Origin of the sequence: Vibrio comitans (assembly GCA_024346835.1) — a bacterium.
In the GTDB taxonomy this organism is placed as follows: domain Bacteria; phylum Pseudomonadota; class Gammaproteobacteria; order Enterobacterales; family Vibrionaceae; genus Vibrio; species Vibrio comitans.
Map to the genome: position 1 here is coordinate 910,155 of AP024866.1, position 24,071 is coordinate 934,225.

A 24,071-nucleotide genomic window follows, 5' to 3' on the forward strand; every position below is an offset into this window, starting at 1 on the left:
TTCCCTGAAAAAAGGTATTGTTATGAATACACCATTGGGCGCATCTAAGTCATCGAAAAAAGAAGTGGTTGTTAAGCCACGACTTTCTAACCTAATGACAGAGATTAATCATGCGATGAAAACCTCTAAGTGGAGGCTTTCACCTGCGCAAAATAATACCTTTGCCATAGAGCAGCTTGAGCCCAGATTGTTATTGTCTGCTGACCCATTGGCTGCACTCATTGCTGATAGCAATGATGTGACCTTACAAGTGGTGGAGAAGGCACCAAACGAGCAGTATATCCAGCTCATAGATAATAACGACAGCAGTGTTTTAGGTGAGCGCGAGATTGAAAGCATCGGCGACGCCTCAGTTATCACCGTTACCGGCACAGACGGCGATGACACCTTTACCGTAGACCAATCCTTCCTAGACCTTGGTGAACAAAACTTCATTGTCCAATTTGACGGTGGCGACGGCTCAGATACCGTAGCTGTTGGTTCAGACGTCACCACCAGTAACTGGCAGATCAATGGTGACAACGAGGGTAACCTTGGTGATAACGGCACAGTTGAGTTCCTCAATACCGAAGCCATTGAAGCCACACAAAGCGATGACTCTATTCACGTTTTGGCTGCCATCAATAGCAGCTACAACTGGGAAATCACCGGTGAAGGGGAGGGAAACCTTTCAACACTAGAAAACCTTAATGACGGTGGTCTGCTAGATTCCGTAAGCGCCACTACCATCAGCTTCAAAGGTTTTGATGAACTCGGTGGTAGCGGCAGTGATTACCTTGACTACAGCCAATACAGCGAAGGGGTCAGTGTAGACCTTGAAAACGAGGCGGTGACAGGATTTGATAGTGTTACCGGCATGACAACCTTAATCGGTTCAGATTACTCTGATAGCTTTGTTGGGGACACTAATCACAACCTATTTGTAGTGGGTTTTGGTGATAGCGTAGATGGCTTTGGTGGTTATGATACTGTTTTGTTTAAAGAGTCTGCTTCAGGGGGCGTCGATATTAAACTGGAGCTCGATTCAGTTAATGATGATATCGATTATGTTTATCAAGGCGGCAGTTGGGATGGTTCGATTTTTACCGAGACGCAAGATCAGACCGTTACCATAGTGGATGTGAATCTTTTGGCTGCCGAGGGTGGCAGTGGCGACAACTATTTCGATTTTTCTGCCTCTGAATTGGATGCACACCTGATTGGTGGCGCCGGTGCAGATGAATTGCTTGGTGGTATTGGTGATGACGTCTTCATCGGTGGTGCAGGCAGTGACTCTATCGACGGTGGTGATGGCTCTGATGAAGTCATCGCGGTAAGAGCCGCTGATTTCGTCCTGGATGGTAACGCCATCAAGGTGAACGACGATGAAACAGACACATTGACTGATATGGAGGCTGTGTATCTAAAGGCGCAGGCCAATGAAGATGATGTGGATGGCTATATCCTAGATGCCAGCTTGGCCGGTGATTATGACATTACCCTCGAAGGTAGTGAGTTAGATGATGTTATTACCGCTTCAAACTACGGTGATACCTTAATTGGTCTCGGTGGCGCCGATACTATAACCGCGGGTACAGGTGTTGATACCTTGCAGGAAAGCTTTGAAGGCCGAGCGACTATTGCCGCCAATGGCATTAATTACGATTTGAACCTTTCCCAAGGCCTAAACGAAGTCGTCAATATTACCCTTCCTGCGATTACCAGTGGCTCGGGTTACACCATCACCTTTGATATCAATAGTGAGAGTTTTGTTACCGAAGAGCTGGCATGGGACGCTACCGCGCGTGATATCTCTCGTGCGTTTGAGCAGACCCTAGACCTAAATTATGGTCAGCTGATCGTTACCGCAACCGATGATGGCTGGGATGTGGAGTTTGCTGGGCTCTATTCTGGGCAGCCGATGATAGGGCTGATTTCAGCCAGCAATGACGTGAGTGCGCTTCTTTCTCAGGCTGGCACAGAAGTGTTAGATAGCTTGGTAGGTTTTGGTAGCAGTGATTATCTGGATCTAGAAGGTGGCGTTGGCGCTGATGACGTAGACCTATCAGCATTTGACGGCAACAGTAAGATCTCAACGTTTCAAGGCAGCGATAGCATTAAAGGGGCTCAAGGCATCAACATCATAGATGCAGGCGCTGGCGATGACTTTATCTATGTATCCGGTGAAACCAACGACATTATAGAGGGCGGTGAGGGTGAAGATACCTTGATTGCCGATATGAGTGGTAATACAGGTGTCGGGCACAGTTTTGATCTGGATAATGATGAGCTGACCACAGATCTGGCAGTCATTAATCTTTTGGGTATTGAGAGCGCTGAGCTTATCGGCTCTGATAGCGATGATGACTTTGACGCAACCGACTTTATTGGTTTGTCAGAAACTACAGACATGCAACTTGTCGCCGGCTGGGCTGATCTAGACGAATTTTTCCTAAGTTTTACCCTTGATGATGACAGCACAATCCTTGAGGTAGACACCCAGTCAGCCCAAACTCTTGAAGAACTGATTGGGCTTATCAACTTAGCCGATGATCGAGAGTCAGGTGCTATGTTTGCCTCGTTTGATCAAGATACCGCATCTCTTTCTATCTCAGGTATTTCGGCATTTGGTGTTGCCAGTTTGGATACCTCGATTCTGTCAGTGTTGGGGTTAGATGGACAAAGTGTTTCTAATTCAGTGGTTACTGGATTAGGCATGAGTTTGTTGGCCTCGGTGCAACTCACTACTCAGCGAGGTAATGAGGGTAGTGACACCTTCTTGGGATCTGAGGGGATCGACCTCTTTGCCATCGACGATGATGATGCATCTGTAGATGGTAATGGCGGTTATGACACGGTAACTACAAGCACAACAGCAACCCATACCCAAGTAGATGTAGCCGATGGCTCCCTCACTTGGAAAGGGGATATGCAGACAGACAAGAGTGTCACGCTAACCGATATCGAGCGAGCTGAAATTACTGCATCTGCTGGAGCAACTCTTCTTGATGCCTCAACTGCAACCATTGACGCAACCCTAGATGCCGCAGACACCAATGTTGAGTTAAAAGGCGGAGACGGCATTAATGAGTTTCGCATCAATGTAGCTGGGCGCGCTGATACTGACACCGTGAATGTGACCGTATCTGACATGGCAACTAGCAATGATGTGGTTTTTTATGGCGGTGGCGAGACCTTCAACATCGATAACTTCGATTACGCCAGCATCACAGGTGCGAATTACTCGTTTGTCACTGAGACAGGTGGCGACCTCACCATAGACAGCAATGTCTCTGTTGTGGGTCAGTCTATTAAGTTTGATGTCGGTGGTACCATCACCATCAAAGCGGACGTGAATACCGATGATGCTGACACAGCAGGTAATATCGGCTTCTATGCGCGCCATATTGTTGTTGAAGACGGAGTCAGCATCTCTGCTAAAGGTTTGACCCTACAACAAAGCGGTGATATCGATCTGATTGCTTCAGACTCTCGCAATAAGATCAAAGGCGTAGGTTTCTATAACTATGATGATGTGAGTGCCAGTGTCACTATTGGTGCCGCCACTATTGAAGGTCGTGATATCAATATCATTGCCTTTGCAGAAACCAACCCTGATAGCCCGGTTAACTACGGTGGTGACTCATTAGAATCTGATGAGCTAAGTATTAAAGACTTTAAGGCTGAGCTTGAGAACTTTGCGCTCTTTTTTGGTTATTCTCGTTCCAAAGTAGACACCACAATCACTATCGATGAGAGTGCGGTTATCAAGGGTGACGATGTAGTGATTGAGTCTCGCTCAATCGCGCGCGTGAAATCTGAGCCACTGGCTATTCTATTCTCAGTTTCCATCGGCTCTATACGCTCTGACGCCAATGTCGAGATGCACGGTACTGTGATTGCAGAAGGAGATGTGCTTATCTCCTCCAAAGTTGAGAACTATATGAAGGTGGCGTCTGAACCTAGATATGGTTTTAAAGGCTTTGCGTTTAGTGTGGCCGTTGGCATCCTCGAGAGTGACTCTACTACTCTAGTTTCAGATTCAGCAACCATCGTAGGAGAAGGCGACCTTGAGGTATCGGCATACACCTCTGATTTTACCTATGTGGGTGCTCTAAGTGATGCGGGTGATAAGGGTAAGCTTGCCGCGAGTGTGGCAGTGCATATTGAACATGGTGACACTAATGCCACGCTAGCTGGCGATATCATTATTGCCGGAGATGTAGATGTTAACGCTGAACAGAAACAAGGGCGTGTCGATGGGGTGTGGGGCACTGAAGTTTCAGCCATTGTTGATCGTGTGCCAAGTGTTCTCGATAACTTCAAAGATAAATACAAACAGAAAGCCGCTGATAAACTGGCCTCTAAAGGAATGCCAGAGTTTATCACTAAACGTGTTGCACCGTCGGACCGCTTAAAACCGACCAAATTTACCCTAGGTATCGCATTTGGCTATGCCGACGATACCAACAATGCTAATGCCTATATTGGCCTTGCTGATAAGAGCAGTGATATTCAAGTAGGCGGCTCTTTGGATCAGAACGCGTCGGTTCAAAGCCGACAACTGACCAGCGTGACTTCGGTTTCGAGCACAGTTTCTCAAACCTCGCAATTATCCGGCTCAACGGGTACCAAGAGTGAGTTCAACCAGGTGCCGTTTGGTGGCGCAGTATCCGTTATGGTTGCGGATATGGATAACAATGCCAATGCTCTGGTGCAGGGTAATACCAAGCTAGATGTACTAGATAAGCTATCCATAGATTCTGAAACTGAAAATTTAACTGGCCTTATTAGCCCAGATACCACCTTTAAATACGTCAAACCAGACTTTGTACAGCCGGGTGAAATTGATACTGATTACACGGTTAATCCAGGGGATCTAGTTGGCTTCCATTATAAAGATTACGACTGGAAGCAGACCGAGGCTCAGCAACCAGATATTGGCATCTTGGGTGCAGTATATAAATATGTGGGTGACGAGACGGAAACCCTACGCCTTTCAGAAACCGATTTCAGCGATCCATTCAAATGGGAGCTATTGGGTGACAAGGTTACCAGTCTTCCGAGCCAGCTATTGGGCGGCGATAGTGACCTGTATCTTATCGACAATACAGTTAAGTCTGAAGCAGCTGGTGCTAAGGTTTCCATCGGCCTTAACTTTAGCTATCTAAACGTGACTCAAAATGCCAATGCCAAAGTGCTAGGTACAGTGCAAGTTAACCAGAGAACAGCACTTGAAAACACCTTTGATGAGGTGAGTGATAAAGAGTATCACGACATAGTTGATACCTTCTTGGGCGGTTTGGCTCAGGGCAATCGTGATGTGTCGGTAACTTCAAATACGGTTAACCAACAGGTGGACTATGTTGGTTTACTTACAGCGACCAACTCAAATATCCCAATTCTTAAAACCATTTACGAGAAAGCAGGTCAGTCTGAAGCGCTAAATGGCGCTGGCGTGAGTGTGTATATCAATACGGTGACCCTTAACAGCAATGCCATTATCGAAGATGGCGCGCTGGTGTATGCCGACGACCTAACAGTGGATGCAGATTCGAATGTGTTTGCGATTAACCTAGGCTATTCAGCAGGTTACGGTAAGGGCACCCTGGGTCTGTCTGGCTTATTTATTAACAATATCATTGATAGTAATGCCAATGCTCGTATTGAGTCAGGCGTGGATCTAGACATTGCTACTCGCATTACCAACACTCCAGGCACTGAGCGTCTGACAGTAACTGCAGACAACCGCGTGGACATCATCACCATTGCAGGTGGCGGCGCTTCCGGTGGTGCTATCGGTGTGGGCGCATCTTCCATAGTGAATATCATCGATAAGGTGACCAAGGCAGAGATTGGGTCGAAAGATGCCAATGCTCGCTCGGGCGATATCGATGTAAATGGTGATGTTAAGGTTAAAGCTAACAGTGACGGTTTTGTTATTGGTTCAGCTATCAGTGCTGCATGGGCTACGGGTAAGGTTGCGCCATCAGGCGGTGATACACCTAAGACCAATAACAGCGCGTACGGCATTTCTGTGTCGGGTGCGTTTATTTTCAATATTGCCGATCACACAACATCGGCGTCTATCTACAACCTAAATAGCCTAAACGCAGACGCGGTGACCCTAGATGCGGAAGACCGTTCAGGCGTGTATGCCTTCCCTATTGCTTACTCAAGCTCGGAAGCACAGAAGTTTGCTCTGGCGGCTGCGGGTATCGGTCTACGTAATGACGTAGACGTGGATATCGATGCAGGTATCTCGGGTGTGAATAGCCTAGACCTGAATAGCCTATCTATAACAGCACTTAACAATACTACAGTAGTCACAGCGTCGGTTTCGGCTGCACTTTCAGGTGTAGGTGATACGCCTTCGGGTTCGAATACCACCAGTATTGCACTGACCGGGAATGTATCTGTGAATAACGTCGATAACGACGTGGATGCCTTCCTATCGAATATCGGTACTGGCTCTATCACAGGCATGGATTCAGAGAACTTTGCCGTAGATATTGAGGCTAAAGACACCTCTAAGATTTATGCAGTAGCCCTTGGCGTTGCCTATGCAGGCAGCGGCACTGTGGGTGTCACCTATGCAGAGAACAATATTGAGAGCGACATCGATGCGGTTATCAGTAATGCAGATATCGATATCGCCACAGGTAAGGTGCGCCATCAAGCGAATAGTGATGCCAATATCCTTTCTGTCGCCATTGGTGCAGGGGTAAGTAAAGATACTTCGCCAGACTACGATACCTCGGTAGGTCTGTCTGTTGCTGCAGCCGTGAGCTACAACAATGTTCGCATGAATACCCGCTCTAAGGTTATCGACAGCACTATCACAATGCCAAGCCATGACCTAGATACGGCTCGCATGGACGTGAAGGCGCACAACGAGAGCGATATTATCGCAGTAGTTGTGGCGCCATCTGTTGGCCTGCAAAGTGGCAGTAACACCACAATTACATTGTCAGGTAGCGGCGCTTCGGTAGAGAACGAGGTTTATGGGGATACCATTGCTCAGATTGATGGCAGCACTATCGATCAGGCAACAACGGTTAATGCTAAGTCAAATGCTGACAACGGCGTGTTTGTGAAAGCAGATGCGGACGGTGATATTTCTGCGACCGTAGTGTCGGCTAGCATCGCTTGGGCGGGCGCAACCTCAGGTACAGGTGTGTCTGGTGGTATCGGTGTAGCTCTAGCAGAAAACTTTATTGGTGATGATAACGGCACAGCTAATGCTATCAGCGCCATAATTACCGATTCGAGCATAGACATCAGTGGCGATGTGGACACTTATGCGGAGAGTAAGCAAGAGATCACTGCAAATGTGATTGCAGCCTCTGTGGCTATCGGTACTTCAACCGACGGCGTTGCGGTCGGCCTGAGTGGCGTTGGTTCTGATGCGAAAAACTCCATCATGATAGATACCACCTCGGGCATTACCGCGGTTGAAGCTAACCATGTGGTTAAGGCCGACAACATCTCGGTTGAGGCTAAGGATACAAGCTCTATCACCAGTGCGGTGGTAGGGGCATCTATTGCAGGTACCTTCTCGGCATCAAGCGGTTCAGTAGCCCTAAGTATCGGTGTGGCTCTGGCAGAGAATGATATCGACAACGACACCGTTGCTCTGATTGATAACGTGGATATTGGCGCCTCAGATGACAGAGCGGGTGATATCAACGTAATTGCGACCACTAACGCGACTATTACCGCAACCTCAGTGGCTACCTCGTTTGCCTTAGGTTGGGGCGCAGGTAGCATCACGGTAAGTGGCGCGGGCGCGAATGCGGTCAACTCTATTACTGGTGAGACCAAAGCTTCAATTGCGAACAGTCAGGCATACAGCTCGGGCAACGTTACTGTAACTGCAACCAATACCTCTAAGGTGAACGCAGAGGTTGCAGCGGTTTCTATTGCCGGTGCAGGCGGTACCGATGGCGGCCTTGGCGTGTCAGTTGGCGGCGCTGAGACCAAGAATAATATCGGTACTTCGGGCAACCGCTTGGGCGTTACCGCTAGCGTGATTGATTCAGGTATCGACAACACGGGTGATATCTCTGTCACTTCAACTGCTGATCTAGATATCGATGCAGGCGTTGGCGCAGGTTCTGCGGCCATTGCAGCGGCGGGTAGCGGCGTAGGTATTGCTGCTTCTGGCAGCGGTGCTGGTGGTTACAACGAAATCTATTCTAATGTTGATGCCTATATCGACAACAGCTTAAATCAAACCATTAAAGGCTCTTCTCTAACCCTAAGCGCAAGCAACATCTCAGACATTGATGCGGATGTGGGTGCAGCGACAATAGCAGCAGGCTTTGGTAGTGGTGGAGCTGTAGCCATTACTGTTGGTGTCGCTCTTGCTCGAAACGATGTAGACAATAATACCCGCGCGTACGTTGCGGGTGCAGATGTTGAGCTTGGTAGTGGTGCACTAGATATCGATGCCTCTACTGACAATACAATTAATTCGCTATCGGTTGCAGCCTCGCTTGGGGTTGCCTTTGGTAGCGGCGGCGGTATCGCAGTAAGCGGTGCTGGCGCTAACTCAATGAACAGCATTGGTGGAGATACCCTAGCGTATCTTGATGGTGCGGATGTTGAAAGCGCAGGCACGGTCAGCGTAGATGCAGAAAATATCTCAGATATCTCTGCAACGGTTGCTTCAGTGTCTGTTTCTGGCGGTGGTGGTTCAGGTGGTGGTGTCGGCGTATCAATCGGTGCATCAGTATCTGAGAACGAAATCGGCACTTCAGATGATAGCCTTCGTGTTGCTTCTTACATTCAAGACTCAACTGTTGAAGCAACGGGCGATTTGACCCTGACAGCAAACGGCCAGATGGCCATCTTTGCTGGCGTAGGCGCTGGCGGTATGGCAGTTGCTGGCGGTGCTGGTGGCGGCCTAGCGGGAGCGGGTTCTGGCGTTGTAACCACTAACGATGTTTATGCGCTAATTGAAAGCTATATCGACAACTCCGGTGATAGCAATGCCATTATCGATGCGGCTAGTATCTCCATCACAGCAACCAGCCAATCTACTATCGAGGCTGAGCTAGGATCTGCTTCTCTAGGTATTGCAGGCGGCGCAGGTGGTGGCGGTACGCTAACTATCGGTCTGTCTATTGCAGAAAATACCGTTGAGGTTGATACCTCGGCCTATATCAAGGGTGCGAATCAGATTGATAGTGCTGACGCTATCAGCGTATCGGCGACAGCAACTAATGATATCGATGCAACCTCGGTCGCGGCAACGGCTTCATTTGCAGCGGGTGCTGGTGGCGGTGTAGCTATCAGTGGTGCAGGTGCTGAAGCTGTTAACAGCATCTCTGGCGTAACTCAGTCTTATATTGAAAGCTCGCAAATCGATAGCTCGAGCAAGGTAGATGTTACTGCATCGGATACCTCAGATATCGATGCAACTGTAGTTGCGGTTGCCGTGTCTGGCGCAGGTGGTGCTGGTGGCGGTATCGGTGTGGCTATCGGTGCAGCACTTGCAACTAACAATATTGGTAGCAGTGGCAATCGCCAAGCGATTCGCACCTATGTTAAGAACAGTGGCATTACCTCAACCGGCGCACTCAACCTGGATGCCGATGGCAATATGAACGTCTTCTCAGGTGTGGGCGCAGGTAGCATGGCGGTTTCTGGCGGTGCAGGTGGCGGTTTGTCAGGTGCCGGTGCTGGAGTAAACACAACCAATAAGGTTTATGCAGACGTTGAAGCCTATATCGACAACAGCTCAGCATCGAATAAGGTTATCGGCACCGCTAGCGTGACGGTTGATGCAGACAATACCACATCGATCACCGCAGAAGCGGGCGCAGCATCTCTAGCCGCTGCGTTCGGCGCCGGAGGTGGTGTTTCACTAAGCATTGGTGTCGCTCTGGCTCGCAATACTGTGGATGCCAATACCTTTGCCTATATCACCGATGTTGGCGAACTTAATAGCGGTAATATTAGTGTTACCGCAACCACTGACAATACCATCAAAGCAACCTCGGTGGCGGCTTCTATTGCAGCCTCTGGCGGCGTTGGTGGCGGTGTCTCTATCAGTGGTGCAGGAGCAGAAACCTCAAATTACATCTACGGTGAAACCCAAGCTTATATCGCCAACAGCACCTTAGGTGCTTCAAACGATAAAGTGGGTGCTGTCGATGTTAAAGCAGACAATACCTCTGAGATTGAAGCGACTGTGGCTGCGGTATCGGCAGCAGGCGCGGGTGGTGCCGGCGGTGGTATCGGTGTGTCTCTGGGCGGCTCGGTAGCGGTGAATGAAATTGGTGAAGATAACGATCGAGTTGTCGTTAAGAGTTATATCGACAATAGCCAAGTTCATGCCTCTGGAGCACTTGAGGTAGATTCAACGCTTGATATGACTATTGATGCAGGCGTGGGCGCAGGCAGTGCCGCAGTTGTGGCAGGGGCGGCAGGTATTGCCGTATCTGGCGCTGCAGTAAGGGTAGAGAACTATGCCTATGCGGATGTAGACAGCTATATCGAAGACAGCTCTCAAGTTACCGCCTCTGATATTTCAGTCACCTCTTCAAGCACTTCAGATATCGACGCGACTGCGGCAACAGCAAGTTTGGCGGCCTCTTTTGCCGGCGGTGTGTCTGTCTCCATCGGCGCAACACGCGTTATCAATACTGTGGACATTGACCTTAACAGTGATGTTCGCAATTCAACGCTGGATACCACAGGTGACTTTACTCTAACCGCGAGCTCTACCGATGATGTTTACACCATGGGTGTTGCGACCTCAGTCTCTCTAGGCCTTGGCTTCTCAGGAGCCGGTGTGTTCGTTGAAAGTGAAGTGATTGGGGACATCGGCGTTAGCATGGTGGACTCGGATATCGAGGCTGCAGGTGACGGCTCGGTTAAGGCGTTAGCGAGTGCGAAGCAAAAATCTGAGGCCTACGGTATTTCGGGCGGCTTTATCTCGGCAGGCGTGGTGTTTGCCGATAGCGATACAGACGTCGATACCCTAGTAACCATGTCGGCTACCGATTACGTTGGTGGCGACCTAACCATGGTAGCGAAAGCGACAGAAGATAATTATGTGTTGGCGGTTGCAGGTAGCGGTGGCGTGTTAGCTGGTGCGGGTGTGGCGGCTGAAACTAGCTCTACCAGCACTACGAAAGTCTCTGTAGACGACGAATCCAGCATTACCTTGGGTGAGAACTCAGGTGATGGTGTACTGGATGTGAAGGCAGAGCACATCACTCGCTTTGATGCGCGCGTTGTGGCGGCCTCTGGTGGTTTGCTATCTGGTTCGGGTGCAGAGATCAATCATGACATCACCGCTGATGTAGACGTGATATTGGGTGACGGCTCTAGTGACAGCGATTACCTAGAAATCAGCGCATCTGATATCAATGTGGATGCCATTAACCGAGCGCAGAAAGACCAAAATGGCCGAATTGATGTTGTGGCTGTAGGTCTTGCTAGTGCCGCAGGTGCTGACAGTATCACTACGCTGGATATGGCGACTACTATAGATGTGGGTGATGATGCCGAGCTGACCTCATGGGGACTAGGTGATACCGATGGTATTTCCCTTAATTCTCTAAACGATCTTGATATTACCGAGAAGGTGATTCTAAACGCTTCAGGTGCACTGGCAGGTACAGGTGCAACCATGAAGATCAAAGATGATGAGCTGCTGGCTAAGGTGCGCGTAGGTAAAAACGCGGTCTTGGTTTCTGAGGGAGACATTCAGATTGCGGCTCGTGGTCAGGGTGAGGTTGTAGGTACTGTTGAGGCAGACTCAAGCGGTGCGATTTCAGTGTCAGTGACCAATGCCAACGTTAATATCACGCCGGTAAATACCGTGCTTATCGACCAAGGTGCAGATCTAACCACCTATGGGGATATGAATATCTCGGCCGGTACTGATACCGACTTCAACCGAGATGATTATAAGGTTCACTCTCTGATTGATAGTTTCTCAGACAGTGTGATTCCTATTGATGATGCAGGTGCATCCGCCACCCTGTCTCAGACCAACAATATTACCATTGCCTCTGGCTCGCACGTTAAAACAGCGCGTCAGATGAATCTGCATGCTGAGCGCTTTGGCTTTGCCGATATGGATGCACAGACCAAAACAGTGAACTGGGCATCAGCGCTAGGCGGCACTGCTGAACTGGGTGGTGACGTGACCATCGGCACCACAGGCACGGTGAACAATGCTGGTACTCTAGAAACGGGTATTCGTCGTAACCAATCCATTGAGTTCGTTAGCCTAAATGACGACGGCAGTGTAGATGAAGTGAACAAGACAGATGGCATTAGCTTCTCTACCTCTATTGAAGCGCTAAGCTCTAGCCTATTTGAAGACCTAGAGTACGCCGAAGAGCAGCTTTCTATCTTCAACGATGGTAAGTCTTCAGATTCTGATATTGAGGCTTTTTATAAGTCAGAAATTAATCGTTTGCGCGAGCTGATGGTTGAAAAAGGCCTGATGGATGTGGACGGCGATGGTGAGTACTACGCTATCACTCTAAACATTCCGGTAATTACCATCAACGATATTCATGCAGAGGCGGGCCGTATCGATATTCGCTCTGGCGATTATGAAGATACGGGTACGGTACTGTCACCTGGAGACGCATCAGTCACCATATTGAACCATACCTTGGCATCACTGGTGGTGAATGACATTACCATTCCGCAAGAGAATGGTGGGGTATTTCTTAATGGTGAGCGACAAGATGTAGGTAGCGAGGATGATCCGGTGATCTCTATCGTGAACGATGTGGATCTGGACCTTGCTCTGATTGAGCTAAACGATAGGGTAGATACACAGGACAATAACTCTGTTCTTACTTGGCCGTCGATTACCCTAAATGGGGACATTGCAAACCGCAGCGGTAAGTTAGAGCTTAAGAGCCTGAGCGGAGAAGGCTCAAGCACTCTAGGTAAGGGTGATATCAACATCTATGCTGACATTGATGTGAAAGATCAGGTAGTCATGACTGGCGGTTCTACCGTTATCAGTTTGCCACCGGGTTCTACCTATTCCGTTGATGGCTCAGAGTATGCGAAGTGGAACTCTGCGATTGGTAACAATGGACTTGAAGAAGCGTCGCTAGCTGAGATCAACAACCTGATTAATCGCTCTATTACCGGTCCGAGTATCTACGCAGACAATATTTCTATTACCTCTGAATACATTAATATCAACGGCAAGATCCAAAGTGGTAAAGAGAGCTTCACTCTAAACATCACCCAAGATATGGAAGACACCATAGATGAGCTTCGTGCTGACGGTGCGACAGGTCTTGTACGTCTTGATGTGGGCAGTGAGGATTTCTCAGTATTCTATGACGCGACTAATGATCAAATCGTGGTTGGAGATATGCGCGTTAGCGGCGGTTATATCGAACTTGAGGGGCACATCCTAAACACCAACACCAATTCAGAGATTGAACTTCTTGGTGGCTATGCGGAAATCGATGTCATCAACAATACCGACCTTGACGTGAAGATCATGGGTCTGGATGCCTCGCAGCGTGGTAAGGGTACCTTGATTATTCGCGACAAGGCGAAAGGTACCTCAGATAATCCAGTAGAGACTATCTATACCAAGGATGCGAGTGGCGTGACAGTCACTACCAACGGTGTGGAGACAACAGGTTCCGATGATATGACTTATGACCCTAGAGAGGGTTGGCGTTATTCATGGACCATGGGTCAAGAGACCTTTGAACGTCGTTACACCACTGAAGGTACTTCGTCTTGGCTAGGTATTGATGCTTTTGCAAAAGACCCGAAAGATGTGACCTTTGATGGTGAGCCTGAGGTGGTAGGTGACCCAACTCTACGAGGTGAAGGTGCGTATTTTGAGTTTGATGAGGGTGGAGAGACCTACATCTTCAGTGAACTCGATGAGCCTATCGTTCTTGATAATGAAACCTCACTGGTTCGTAAGTGGACTAAGAGCACTTGGTGGGGCAAGAAAACTTATTACGCTAAATTTGTGGAAGAGAGTAAGGTTCGTTACGAATCTACTCACTCTATCCGCGCCGATTATGCTGTAGCCATTACCTTTACCGGCCTTGAGGCTGGCTCAATCGATATCACATCGGAAAACGGTGGTAGCGTGATTGTTCAAGGTTCCATCAGCAATACTGAGGGTACCACTACCATCACTACAGATGCCGATATCATCACCAAATCTACAGGTACAGTAGGCGGGATGGATATCGTGCTCGATGCGAAGAATATTGGCGGAGAAGTGCAAACTAATGTGGATGGGAGTATTGAATCTGCAAGCAACGCGCTTCGCACTAACCTAACCAACAATGGTGGTGGCGGTATCACCGCTATTACTAACGGCGGCCGTATTAACATTGTTGAGACAGATGGCCCGCTAGTGGTTAAAAACATTACCTCAGCAACCAGTCGTCAGCTTAGCAATGATACCGGTGGTAAGATTTACCTATCTGCGGTAGGCGGTGTTGAAGCAGAGTCTGGCACTGCGGGTGTTGTGCGTGGTGGTCAGATCTACATTAACTCTGAAGCCCATGTGGGCACTAACTCACAAGCGCTTGCCATCGACAGCGGTGTGAAGAATACCGATTCAGTGACTGTACTGGCTGTTAACGATATTTACCTTAGCGAGACAGACGGTGACTTCCTAATTAAAGAAATCACCTCGACTTCTGGCGACGTGACCATCACGGCATCGAAAGGCTCGCTAATCGATGCCAACAACTCAACCGCTCGTGACGAACGTACCTATGAGGACCTAAGCACAGGTCTTTGGGAGAACCTTGGTCTGATCGGCGGTAGTGATGCTGCTAGCGCTAAGGTTCAGAATGTTATCGATGCTTATGTGAGTGCTCGTGAGATGGAATACAGCACCTACTGGAATATCCGCAATGGTCAATTTGATGGCGACTATATTGCTGATGAAGAAGTGGGTCTGTCGGTGGATGAAGAGGCATATTATCGCGAGGTTTACGAGACTATCGGTGCTGAAGATGGACTCACAGGCTCCGCTCTTGATACCTTCGTTGACGATGCAATTCAAACGCTAGTGAACAAGCGCACTGCAGAATACCATGCGCTGCATGCCACCTATGGCGGTGAGGCTTATGATGACGAATACGAATATGTATTGAGTCAAGATGAGACAGATAGTCTAACGGCGAGCGTACATGTTTGGACTGAAGATGAGCTGACAAACCTTATTAGCGGTAGCTTACTAAAACCTATCACTAATACCCAAGCAACCATCGAGGATGCCAACATCTCTGCTGGTGGTGATATCACTATCGTCACTAAAGATGATATTGGTAGCGCAGTGGGTTCAGTTGAAATCGATCTTGATGGTGATTACTCAGACGATGAGCGTGTTCAGCTAGCAGCCGCTGAACGTAATGACGTTTACTTCTTGTTTACTGAGCGCACTCAAAACGTGGTTGTTGATGTGGTTGAGTCAGACAGTGGTGACCAATTAGTTCGTTCATCAGGCAACTGGGTAAGCGATGGCTTTGTTGCTGGCATGCAAATCCGAATTGCGGGTGACAGTGCCAATGCCAATGATGAAGGCAGTTTTTATGAAATTGCTTCAGTTACCTCTGACACCATTACGCTGATCTCGACTGCACTTTCGGTAGAGTTTGCCGTAACTATGGATGTGGCAGCTATTAGCAGCACTCCAGATCTAACCACTTTGGTTAACACTGACGGTGATGTATGGACAAGCCTAGGCCTTGCACAAGATAGCTTTGTGTCTCTGGGCAGTGAAGTGTATCAAGTGAGTCGTGTTGCTGGCTTAGTGGTTGACCTTGAAGAGGTTGATCCTAGCATTGCAAGTTCAGTCATTGCGCTTAATTCTAACGACTATCGCACTGCAAGTGTGAACAAGGTGGTTATTGATCAGCGTGAAGATATTGATGTGCTTGTTACAGGTTCAATTAGCGCAACCGCTACGGGTAATGTGTATCTTGGCTCAGAACAATCGATGCAGATCGATTCTGTATCTGGCGATAACGTTCGCATCAAGTCGAAGCAGGATCTAACGGATGGCACTGGAAACAGCGCTTCAGTAACGGCTGGATCTACCTTGATCCTTGAGGCAGGCTCAGGCGCAATTGGTAGTGCAAGCAACCGCTTCAACATTAACCTAGCAGCGGATGCAACCCTAACTGCACGTGCAGAGGGCGACATCTTTATTACCGAGATTAACTCTGACATCAATGTTGCGACGATCTTCTCAAGCGGTGGAACCGTTGACCTAATAGCTCTAAACGGCTCTATTGTTGATAGCTTTGATCACGACTATGAGAACATCCGTGCCGTTGATGTAGTGCTAACTGCAAACTCAGGTGGCATAGGTGCTATTGGTAACCTTCTTGATATTAATCTAACCGGTGGCCTGCTAACCGCTAATGCTCAATATGATATCCGTGTGAACGAGACTGAGGGCAACCTAGATGTTGACCATGTGGAATCAGCGCAGGGTGATGTAGAGCTAGCCGCGCACCTGGCTATTCTAGATGGCGTAACTGATGACCCAAGTGAGCTTGCAGACATCGTGGGTGCGAGCATCTCGCTAACCTCGCGCTTTGATACCGTTGGTCAAGTGGGGAGCGATATCGAGGTGGATTCTGGATCGGCCGAGGGTGAGAATCTAACCGTATCTAGCTTTAACAACACACATCTTACAGAAACTGTCGGTGACCTGTATCTAAACACCATTCAAACCGGCGCAGCGGCTATCGCCTTTATAGCGGCTCCTGCAGGTCGAATCCTAAATGATAGCGCCAGTGGCGACAATATCATCTCAGGTAAAACCTATCTGTTTGCTTCTTTAGATATCGGTACCAGTGATAAGGCACTAGCTACTCAGGTGGGGAGTATCCAAGGGCAATCCACTACAGGTAGTACCTACATCCTGAATACAGGAGCCCTGAATGTGGGTGGCGTGGTTGATGGTATCTCTAGTGGCTTTGAGGCTGGTGGTGAAATTAACTTGGTTACACAGAGCCCTATGACTATCGATCAGAACATAATTGCCAATGGCAATATCAATCTTAAGTCGAAAGATAATTCGGTTAACGATGACATAACTATAGTATCGGGCGTAACCCTAGAGACTGACGCAAGTATTTACATTAATTCGGGAGACGGCTTCACACTGGAATCTGGTGCAACACTGGATGCGGATAAAGACGTTACTATCCAGATCGATTCTGGTCAGATTGGCGACCAAGATGCGGTGGGCGCAACTCTAGATATCCAAGGCAGTGTTGTAGCTGGTGATGATATCAACCTAACTGGTAACACTGATGACGACAGCTTTGTTCTGCAAGGTTCTCTAAATGCAACCAACATCAATATCGATGCCGGTGAGGGTAACGATCAGCTACTTATCGATACGCAGAGTCTAATTGGCGATACCTATGTAAGCATGGGCGCTGGCGATGACGAACTCACAGTGAATCAGCTTCATACACGAGCAGACAAACTAGTGCTTGATGGCGAAGGTGGCACCGATAGCTACATCATCAATCGCACAGGTAGCGATGCCGATTACATCATCGACATTGAGGACTCAGGTGCGGGCAATGATGGCGCCGATGTGGTTAGTTTAAATGGTCTAGCAAGCGCTGATACCTTCTTGATCCGCGCCAACTTTGTAGCAGCGCTGCATGATGACGGCAATGGCGGCTACGGCAATACCGTTGAGCGCATCAACTACGATGGCAACATCAATGCACGCTTTATCATCAATGGCCTAGAGGGTGAAGACAGCTTCTACAGTGATGATACCGGCACCATCTTTACCCTAGATGGCGGTGCAGACAATGATACCTTCCAAGTAGGCCAGTTGTTTGGTAGTGACCGTGTAGGTCCGTTTGTCGCTGATGGTGATGAAATCGAGACTACAGAAACCACCTTAGGCTTCTTGAGTAACGGTAACAGCCTGCCGATGGTGATCTACGGCGGTGATGGTGAAGACAGCATCAAGGTTTACTCGAATAAGGCAGTAACCAAACTTTATGGTGAAGCAGGTGATGATAGCTTTGTGGTACGTGCATTCTTGCTGGCCGATAGCGGTCTAACCAACAACAGCGTAGATGTAGAGCTGTTTGGTGGTGAGGGTGCCGATACCATCGAATACAGTATCAATGCAGCCCTTAAGATCGACGGTGGTGCAGGTAGCGATAAGGTTGTGGTTCTTGGTACCGAGGGTGATGACAACTTTATGATCACCGAAGACGGCATCTTTGGTGCAGGTCTAAACATTGGTTATCAAGGCATTGAGTTTGCGGAAGTTGACGGTCTTGAGGGTGACGACACTTTCTATGTATTAAGTACAAACGCCGATGTGGAAACTACCATTATTGGCGGTCTGGGCGCGGATGTATTTAACGTAGCCAGCGATGTGACTAAGCCAATTGTTTCTTACTCGGTTGAAGGTCGTAGCAGCTTTATCAACCACAGCGTATTTAGTGATGATGAAGCGTACAATGGTATCTTCGTTGAAGGCGTATCACTGAACGTTGCTAGCCAAGAGAATGGCGCTGTGGCTATCGATACTCAATCGCTAACGGTTGACGAAGATGGCATGACAGATAGCTACGAGCTGTCTCTAAGTGTTGATGAACCAAATGTGGCGACTGTGGCTTATGTGACAGTTTCTGCGGCGCGAGCTTCTAGCAGCGACAAAGACAATACCAATGGTCAGGCAGCCAGCATCCTGGTTTCCACTGACAACATCAACTTCTATGAGTCACTGGTCGTGACTTACGAATCAGGCTCTAACTGGCAAGACACCACACAGATCTATGTGAAGGCTATCGATGATAGCGCCATGGAAGGGGTGCGTGACTATGTGATTAGCCACAGCGTAAGCAGTGATAACCCTGAGTTTGATGGTCTGGATATCGCTAACGTTGAGGTGAATGTTTTCGATAATGACCAAGCGGATATTATCGTTCTTCCACAAGGTGGCGATCAGCTTACCGAGGGCGGCGCGAGCGCTACATTTGATGTACGACTTGCGACACAGCCAGAGGTAGGTGAAACCGTTACGGTCTCTATTGCAGAGATGCTAGGTGCTGGCGGTTCAGCTCAGCTAGAGTTCAGCACAGACGAGTTGACCTTTGACCACACCAACTGGGATCAGGTTAAGACCTTCAGCGTGAACGCTCTGGATGACCTAGATGTGGAGAACCTATATCAAGGTAGCGTTAAGCTATCGGCCAGCAGCGATCTTAATGATTCTGATTACAACCAAGTGGATGATGCAGAGCAGATTCTGTTTGTAACGGATAACGATAGCGGTGCGGTTATCGTGACGCAGACTGACGGCTCAACTCTAGTAAGTCAGGCTCAGGATGATGATTACAGTTTAGTGCTAAGTAAAGCGCCAACGGCTCCGGTAACTGTGAATCTATTGAACGATGGTCAGACTCTGTTTGGCAGTGAAGACCCTCGCTTTAATGCCGATGACAACACAGTGACCTTTGATTCTACCAACTGGGATCAACCTATCACCATCACTCTATCTGTGAATGAGGAGTATCAAGAACAAGAGGCTCAGCCGGTTCAAAATCCACCACTTCAACCACACACTCTAACTGGTATCCAAGGCAAGTTGATCATTGAGGGCGGTGTACCTCAAGGTAAGGCGCGTGCACTTAGCCTAGCCGTCATGCTACCGAGTGAAACCGACACAGACCTACCTGTTAAGAACATTGAAGTGAGTGAAGTTTTACAAACTGACGTGCTTAATGTGTTCAACGATGGCAGTCAAGAAAACGACAGTGGTGTGCTTAGCGATATTAGCTTAACCGGTCTAGGAATGGGTGAAGGTATAGAGTACCAAGATGTCGAAGTGGTAGAGCTATTCCTTGGGCAAGGCGATGACAACGTCACGATTACCGATACTGCAGCTGATGTAATTACTGTCGTTCATGGCGGTGGTGGTAGCGACACCCTAAGCGTGACCGGCAGTGATGCCGATGGTGTGCTTATCTTGTTCGGTGATACCGGTCAAAACGGCTTTGCTTATAACGCAACCTCAGATGAGAAAACCGATAAAGCGCGTGAGTTTAGTAACCCAGATAATGACATTATCAATGCCACTGGTGCGAGTGGTTCGGTAACCATCTTCGGCGGTCAAGGCAACGATACTATTATCGGTAGTGAATATGGCGACCATATTGCGGGTGGTTCGGGTAACGACACCATTAACGGCCTAGGTGGTGATGACCATATCTATGGTGATGCAGGGTTCAATGTTGACGTAAGCACGCGTTTGGATTTGAGCACTCAGATCCTAACCGTGGTGAACATCGCAGATGCTGTGAACGACAACCTAGAAACCTCTGACTCTCTAACGGTTGGTAGCGACACCATCAATGCTGGAATTGGGGATGATATCGTGATTGCCGACAAGGGTGTGATCAACCAACTAGATGGTGTTAACCGTATCCTTTCTACCTCACTCAGTGATGTAACAGAGGTAAGCAACGTTGGCTTTACCAATGGCGGTGGCGACACCATCACAGGTAGCGCAGGCAACGATATCCTGCTTGGCGGTCAAGCATCGGATTCTATCTATGGTGGTAATGGTCCTGAGGGCGCTGATATCGCAGGCGATGATAGCGATATCATCCTTGGCGACATGGGTAATATCCTGATTGATACTGGCGTGGTTACCCTAATTACTACCTCAGATACCAATACAGGCAGCAACGATACTATCTATGGTGATGAAGGTGATGACATTATCCTAGCTAGCGCAGGTGGCGACTATGTTGAGTCTGGCTCAGGCAATGATTGGGTGCTGGGTGACTTTGGTGAGGTAGACCTAAGAAACAACGCTATTGCACTGAAAACTGAACAAGGTAATAGCAATGCCTCTGGTAATGATGAGATTCACCTAGGTTCAGGCAACGACAGCGTGCTTGGCGGCCTTGGTAGTGACACCATTACCTCTGATTCTGGCAACACCCATGTTATTGCGGACAATGGCGAGCTTAACTACACAGGCGCTTGGAACACTAGTTCAGTTCTTGTTAGCGCGCTAAGTAATGATATTAACCTTGGCGGTGATGATGACGTCACTCTGGGTCTTGGTGACAACATTGTTATAGCCGGCTTTGGCTCTGATGAGGTCACTACCAATGATGGCAATGATAGCGTTATCGGTGACAACGGTCAGATTGACCTTGTAGATGGCGTTATCCGCACCATGCAAAGCACAGATGCGGACCGCTCTACTGCAGCTGCCGATACCATCCACCTTGGTGCTGGCTCAGACCGTGTGATTGCGGGTTTGGATACCTTTACCGAGGAGCTTACCGAGACCGTTAATGGCATCGAGCTTATTACCACTATCGAGAATGATGAGATTACCTCAGACTCAGGTAACACCCATGTTATCTCCGACAATGGTGTATTGACCTACAACGCCGATGGCATTTTGGTCAACGCTATTACCACTGAAACCGACCGAGGCGGTGATGACGCGGTTACCCTAGGTGAGGGCGACAATGTAGTAATCGCGGGTCAGGGTGCAGATACCGTAATCACAGCGGGCGGTAGCGATATCATCATGGGTGATAACGGTGAGCTGGACTTTGATGAGCAAGGTGTATTCGTTAAAGCTGAGTCTATCGCTATCGACCAAGGCGGCAATGACACCATCAATGCAGGTAACGGTGATAATCGCATTATCGCAGGTTTTGGCTCTGATGAGGTGACTACTGGTTCTGGTAGCGATGTGGTTATCGGTGACAACGGTCAGGTAGACCTAATCGATGGTGTGATTCGGGTAATCCAAAGCACGGATACCGAGAATGTAACCGCGGGTAGCGACACTATTCATGTTGGTAGCGGCTTTGACCGAGTGCTTGCAGGGCTTGATAGCGACATCGTGATGTCGGATTCGGGCAACAGCCATGTTATCGCAGATAACGGCGCACTGAACTACAACGCCAATGGCATCCTAATCAATGCGAAATCTACACAGCCTGACCTTGGCGGTGACGATGAAGTGACCCTCGGCGAGGGAGATAATGTGGTTATCGCAGGTATGGGTTCGGATACTGTTAACACGGCAAACGGTGAAGACATTATCGTTGGTGACAATGGTGAGATCAGCTTCGATGCCAACGGCGTATTGATGCAGGTTAAATCGACCTCACTAGAGCTTGGCGGTGATGATGTTATCGACGCAGGCAATGGCGACAATATCGTAGTCGCGGGCTTTGGTAGCGATGAAGTGACCACCGGCTCAGGTAATGATGTGGTGATTGGTGACAATGGTCAGATTGATGTTACCGATGGCGTTATTCGCTCAATCCAAAGCACTGATACAACGAATGAAACCACAGGTGATGACATCATTAAGGTAGGCACTGGTTTTGATAGAGTGATTGCAGGCCTAAATAGTGACATCGTGATGTCTGATTCTGGTGATACAGAAGTGTTAGCGGATAATGGCATCCTTAGTTACAACGGAAATGGCATCTTAACACTGGCCAGAACCACTCAAGAAGACTTAGGCGGTGATGATGAGGTCATCTTGGGTGAAGGCAACAACCTAGTCATTGCCGGTAATGGTTCAGACGTTGTGACCACTGCGAATGGCATGGACCATATCCTAGGTGATAATGGGCAGGTGTCCTATGACAATGACGGCATCATAGTACAGGCGACGAGTACTGCAGTTGATCAAGGTGGTGCAGATATTATCAATGCAGGTAATGGCATTAATCTTGTTTTAGGTGGCTTTGCTGGAGACCAAATTACCACGGGCGATGATAGTGATATTGTTGTCGGTGACAATGGTGAGGTGGACTTTATAGATGGGGTTCATCGCCTGATTGTCAGTACAGACCAAGAGAATGCGACAGGTGGCGATGACACCATTGTACTTGGTGCGGGTAATGACCACTCAATCGCTGGTGTGGGTAACGACAAGGTAAAAAATACCTCTGGTGAAACCATCATCATTGGCGATGATGGTCGCATCGTTACCGACAGTACTGGCCGTTATATCGATGTGAAAACGGGCAATACTTCAATTGGTGGGGATGACTTCATTGAGGGTGGTAGCGATAGAGATATTATCTTCGGTGGTTTCGGCGCCGATACTCTAGATGGTGGTGCAGGTAATGACCTCATCGGTGGTGATGGTTCACAGGTTGTGCGTGAGGGCGATAGACTGGTCTTTGATGCGATTGACCTATTTGTAGGTGGTGACGATACCCTTATTGGTGGCGCTGGCCAAGATAGCCTGCAGGGACACTTTGGTAGTGACTCATTCTTCGCAAGCTTTGATGATGATTTGCTGGTTGGTGAATATGGTCAATTTGTCTTAGTGGAAAGTGAAACCGTTGATACCCCTGAGCTGATTATCTCGCTAGCATTAGGACAATTGGATTTCATTCGTTTATCCCAACAAGGGCTATTTAGTGGCTATGCGGATCAGCTATATGTTGAGTCTGACTTGGCTGAAACAGCGCGAACGCGCTCTGTGGCAGCACCTATTGAGTTTACTACTGAAGCGGAGCAGGCATTCGACAATCTAATAGCTGTTATCGCTGAATCGGGCTCTGGTGGTTCTAGTGGCAAGGTGCAAGCACAAACTGCTCCTGCAGAAGCTGAACAGTTAGAACAAACAGAGGAAGTGACTCAACCTGAGGTAGAGCAAGTACCTGATGCAGAGTTAGATCAAGTCAATGACAACGACGCTGAGCAAGCGCCTGCTGAATTAGCCGTGCAAGAGTGCTTGGAGCAAGACAGTGAATGTATTCCTGAGCTAGAAATGCAAGCTGATACTAAGGAAAGTGAAGGCGGCATAGATGTTGAAGCTGCAATTGCGGGTCTAGGTGGTTGGATGGTGATGCGTGCGGATAAGAAGACGACAAGCGCTTCAAATCGCAAGAACCAATAGAGGAAATGTATAAGTGGTCAAAATCCCTATTTGAAAGGAGTAGTTAACCATGACTTCTATGGACAGATAGAAATAACAAGACTAACTTTATCAAAGGGTTGTGCGTCCTACGCGTAGGGCGCACCTTTTATTTGGCAATTTGATTTTGTTAAGTAAGGCA

At 48.4% G+C, this 24,071-nt stretch carries 1 protein-coding gene; it reads left to right on the forward strand.

Annotated elements, in window-relative coordinates:
* The first annotated feature begins 22 nt into the window (after positions 1-22).
* Positions 23-23,911 (forward strand): LEPR-XLL domain-containing protein, encoded by a 23,889-nt coding sequence (locus OCU46_RS04280; protein WP_141271018.1) that lies wholly within the window; start codon positions 23-25, stop codon positions 23,909-23,911.
* Positions 23,912-24,071 lie beyond the last annotated feature (160 nt).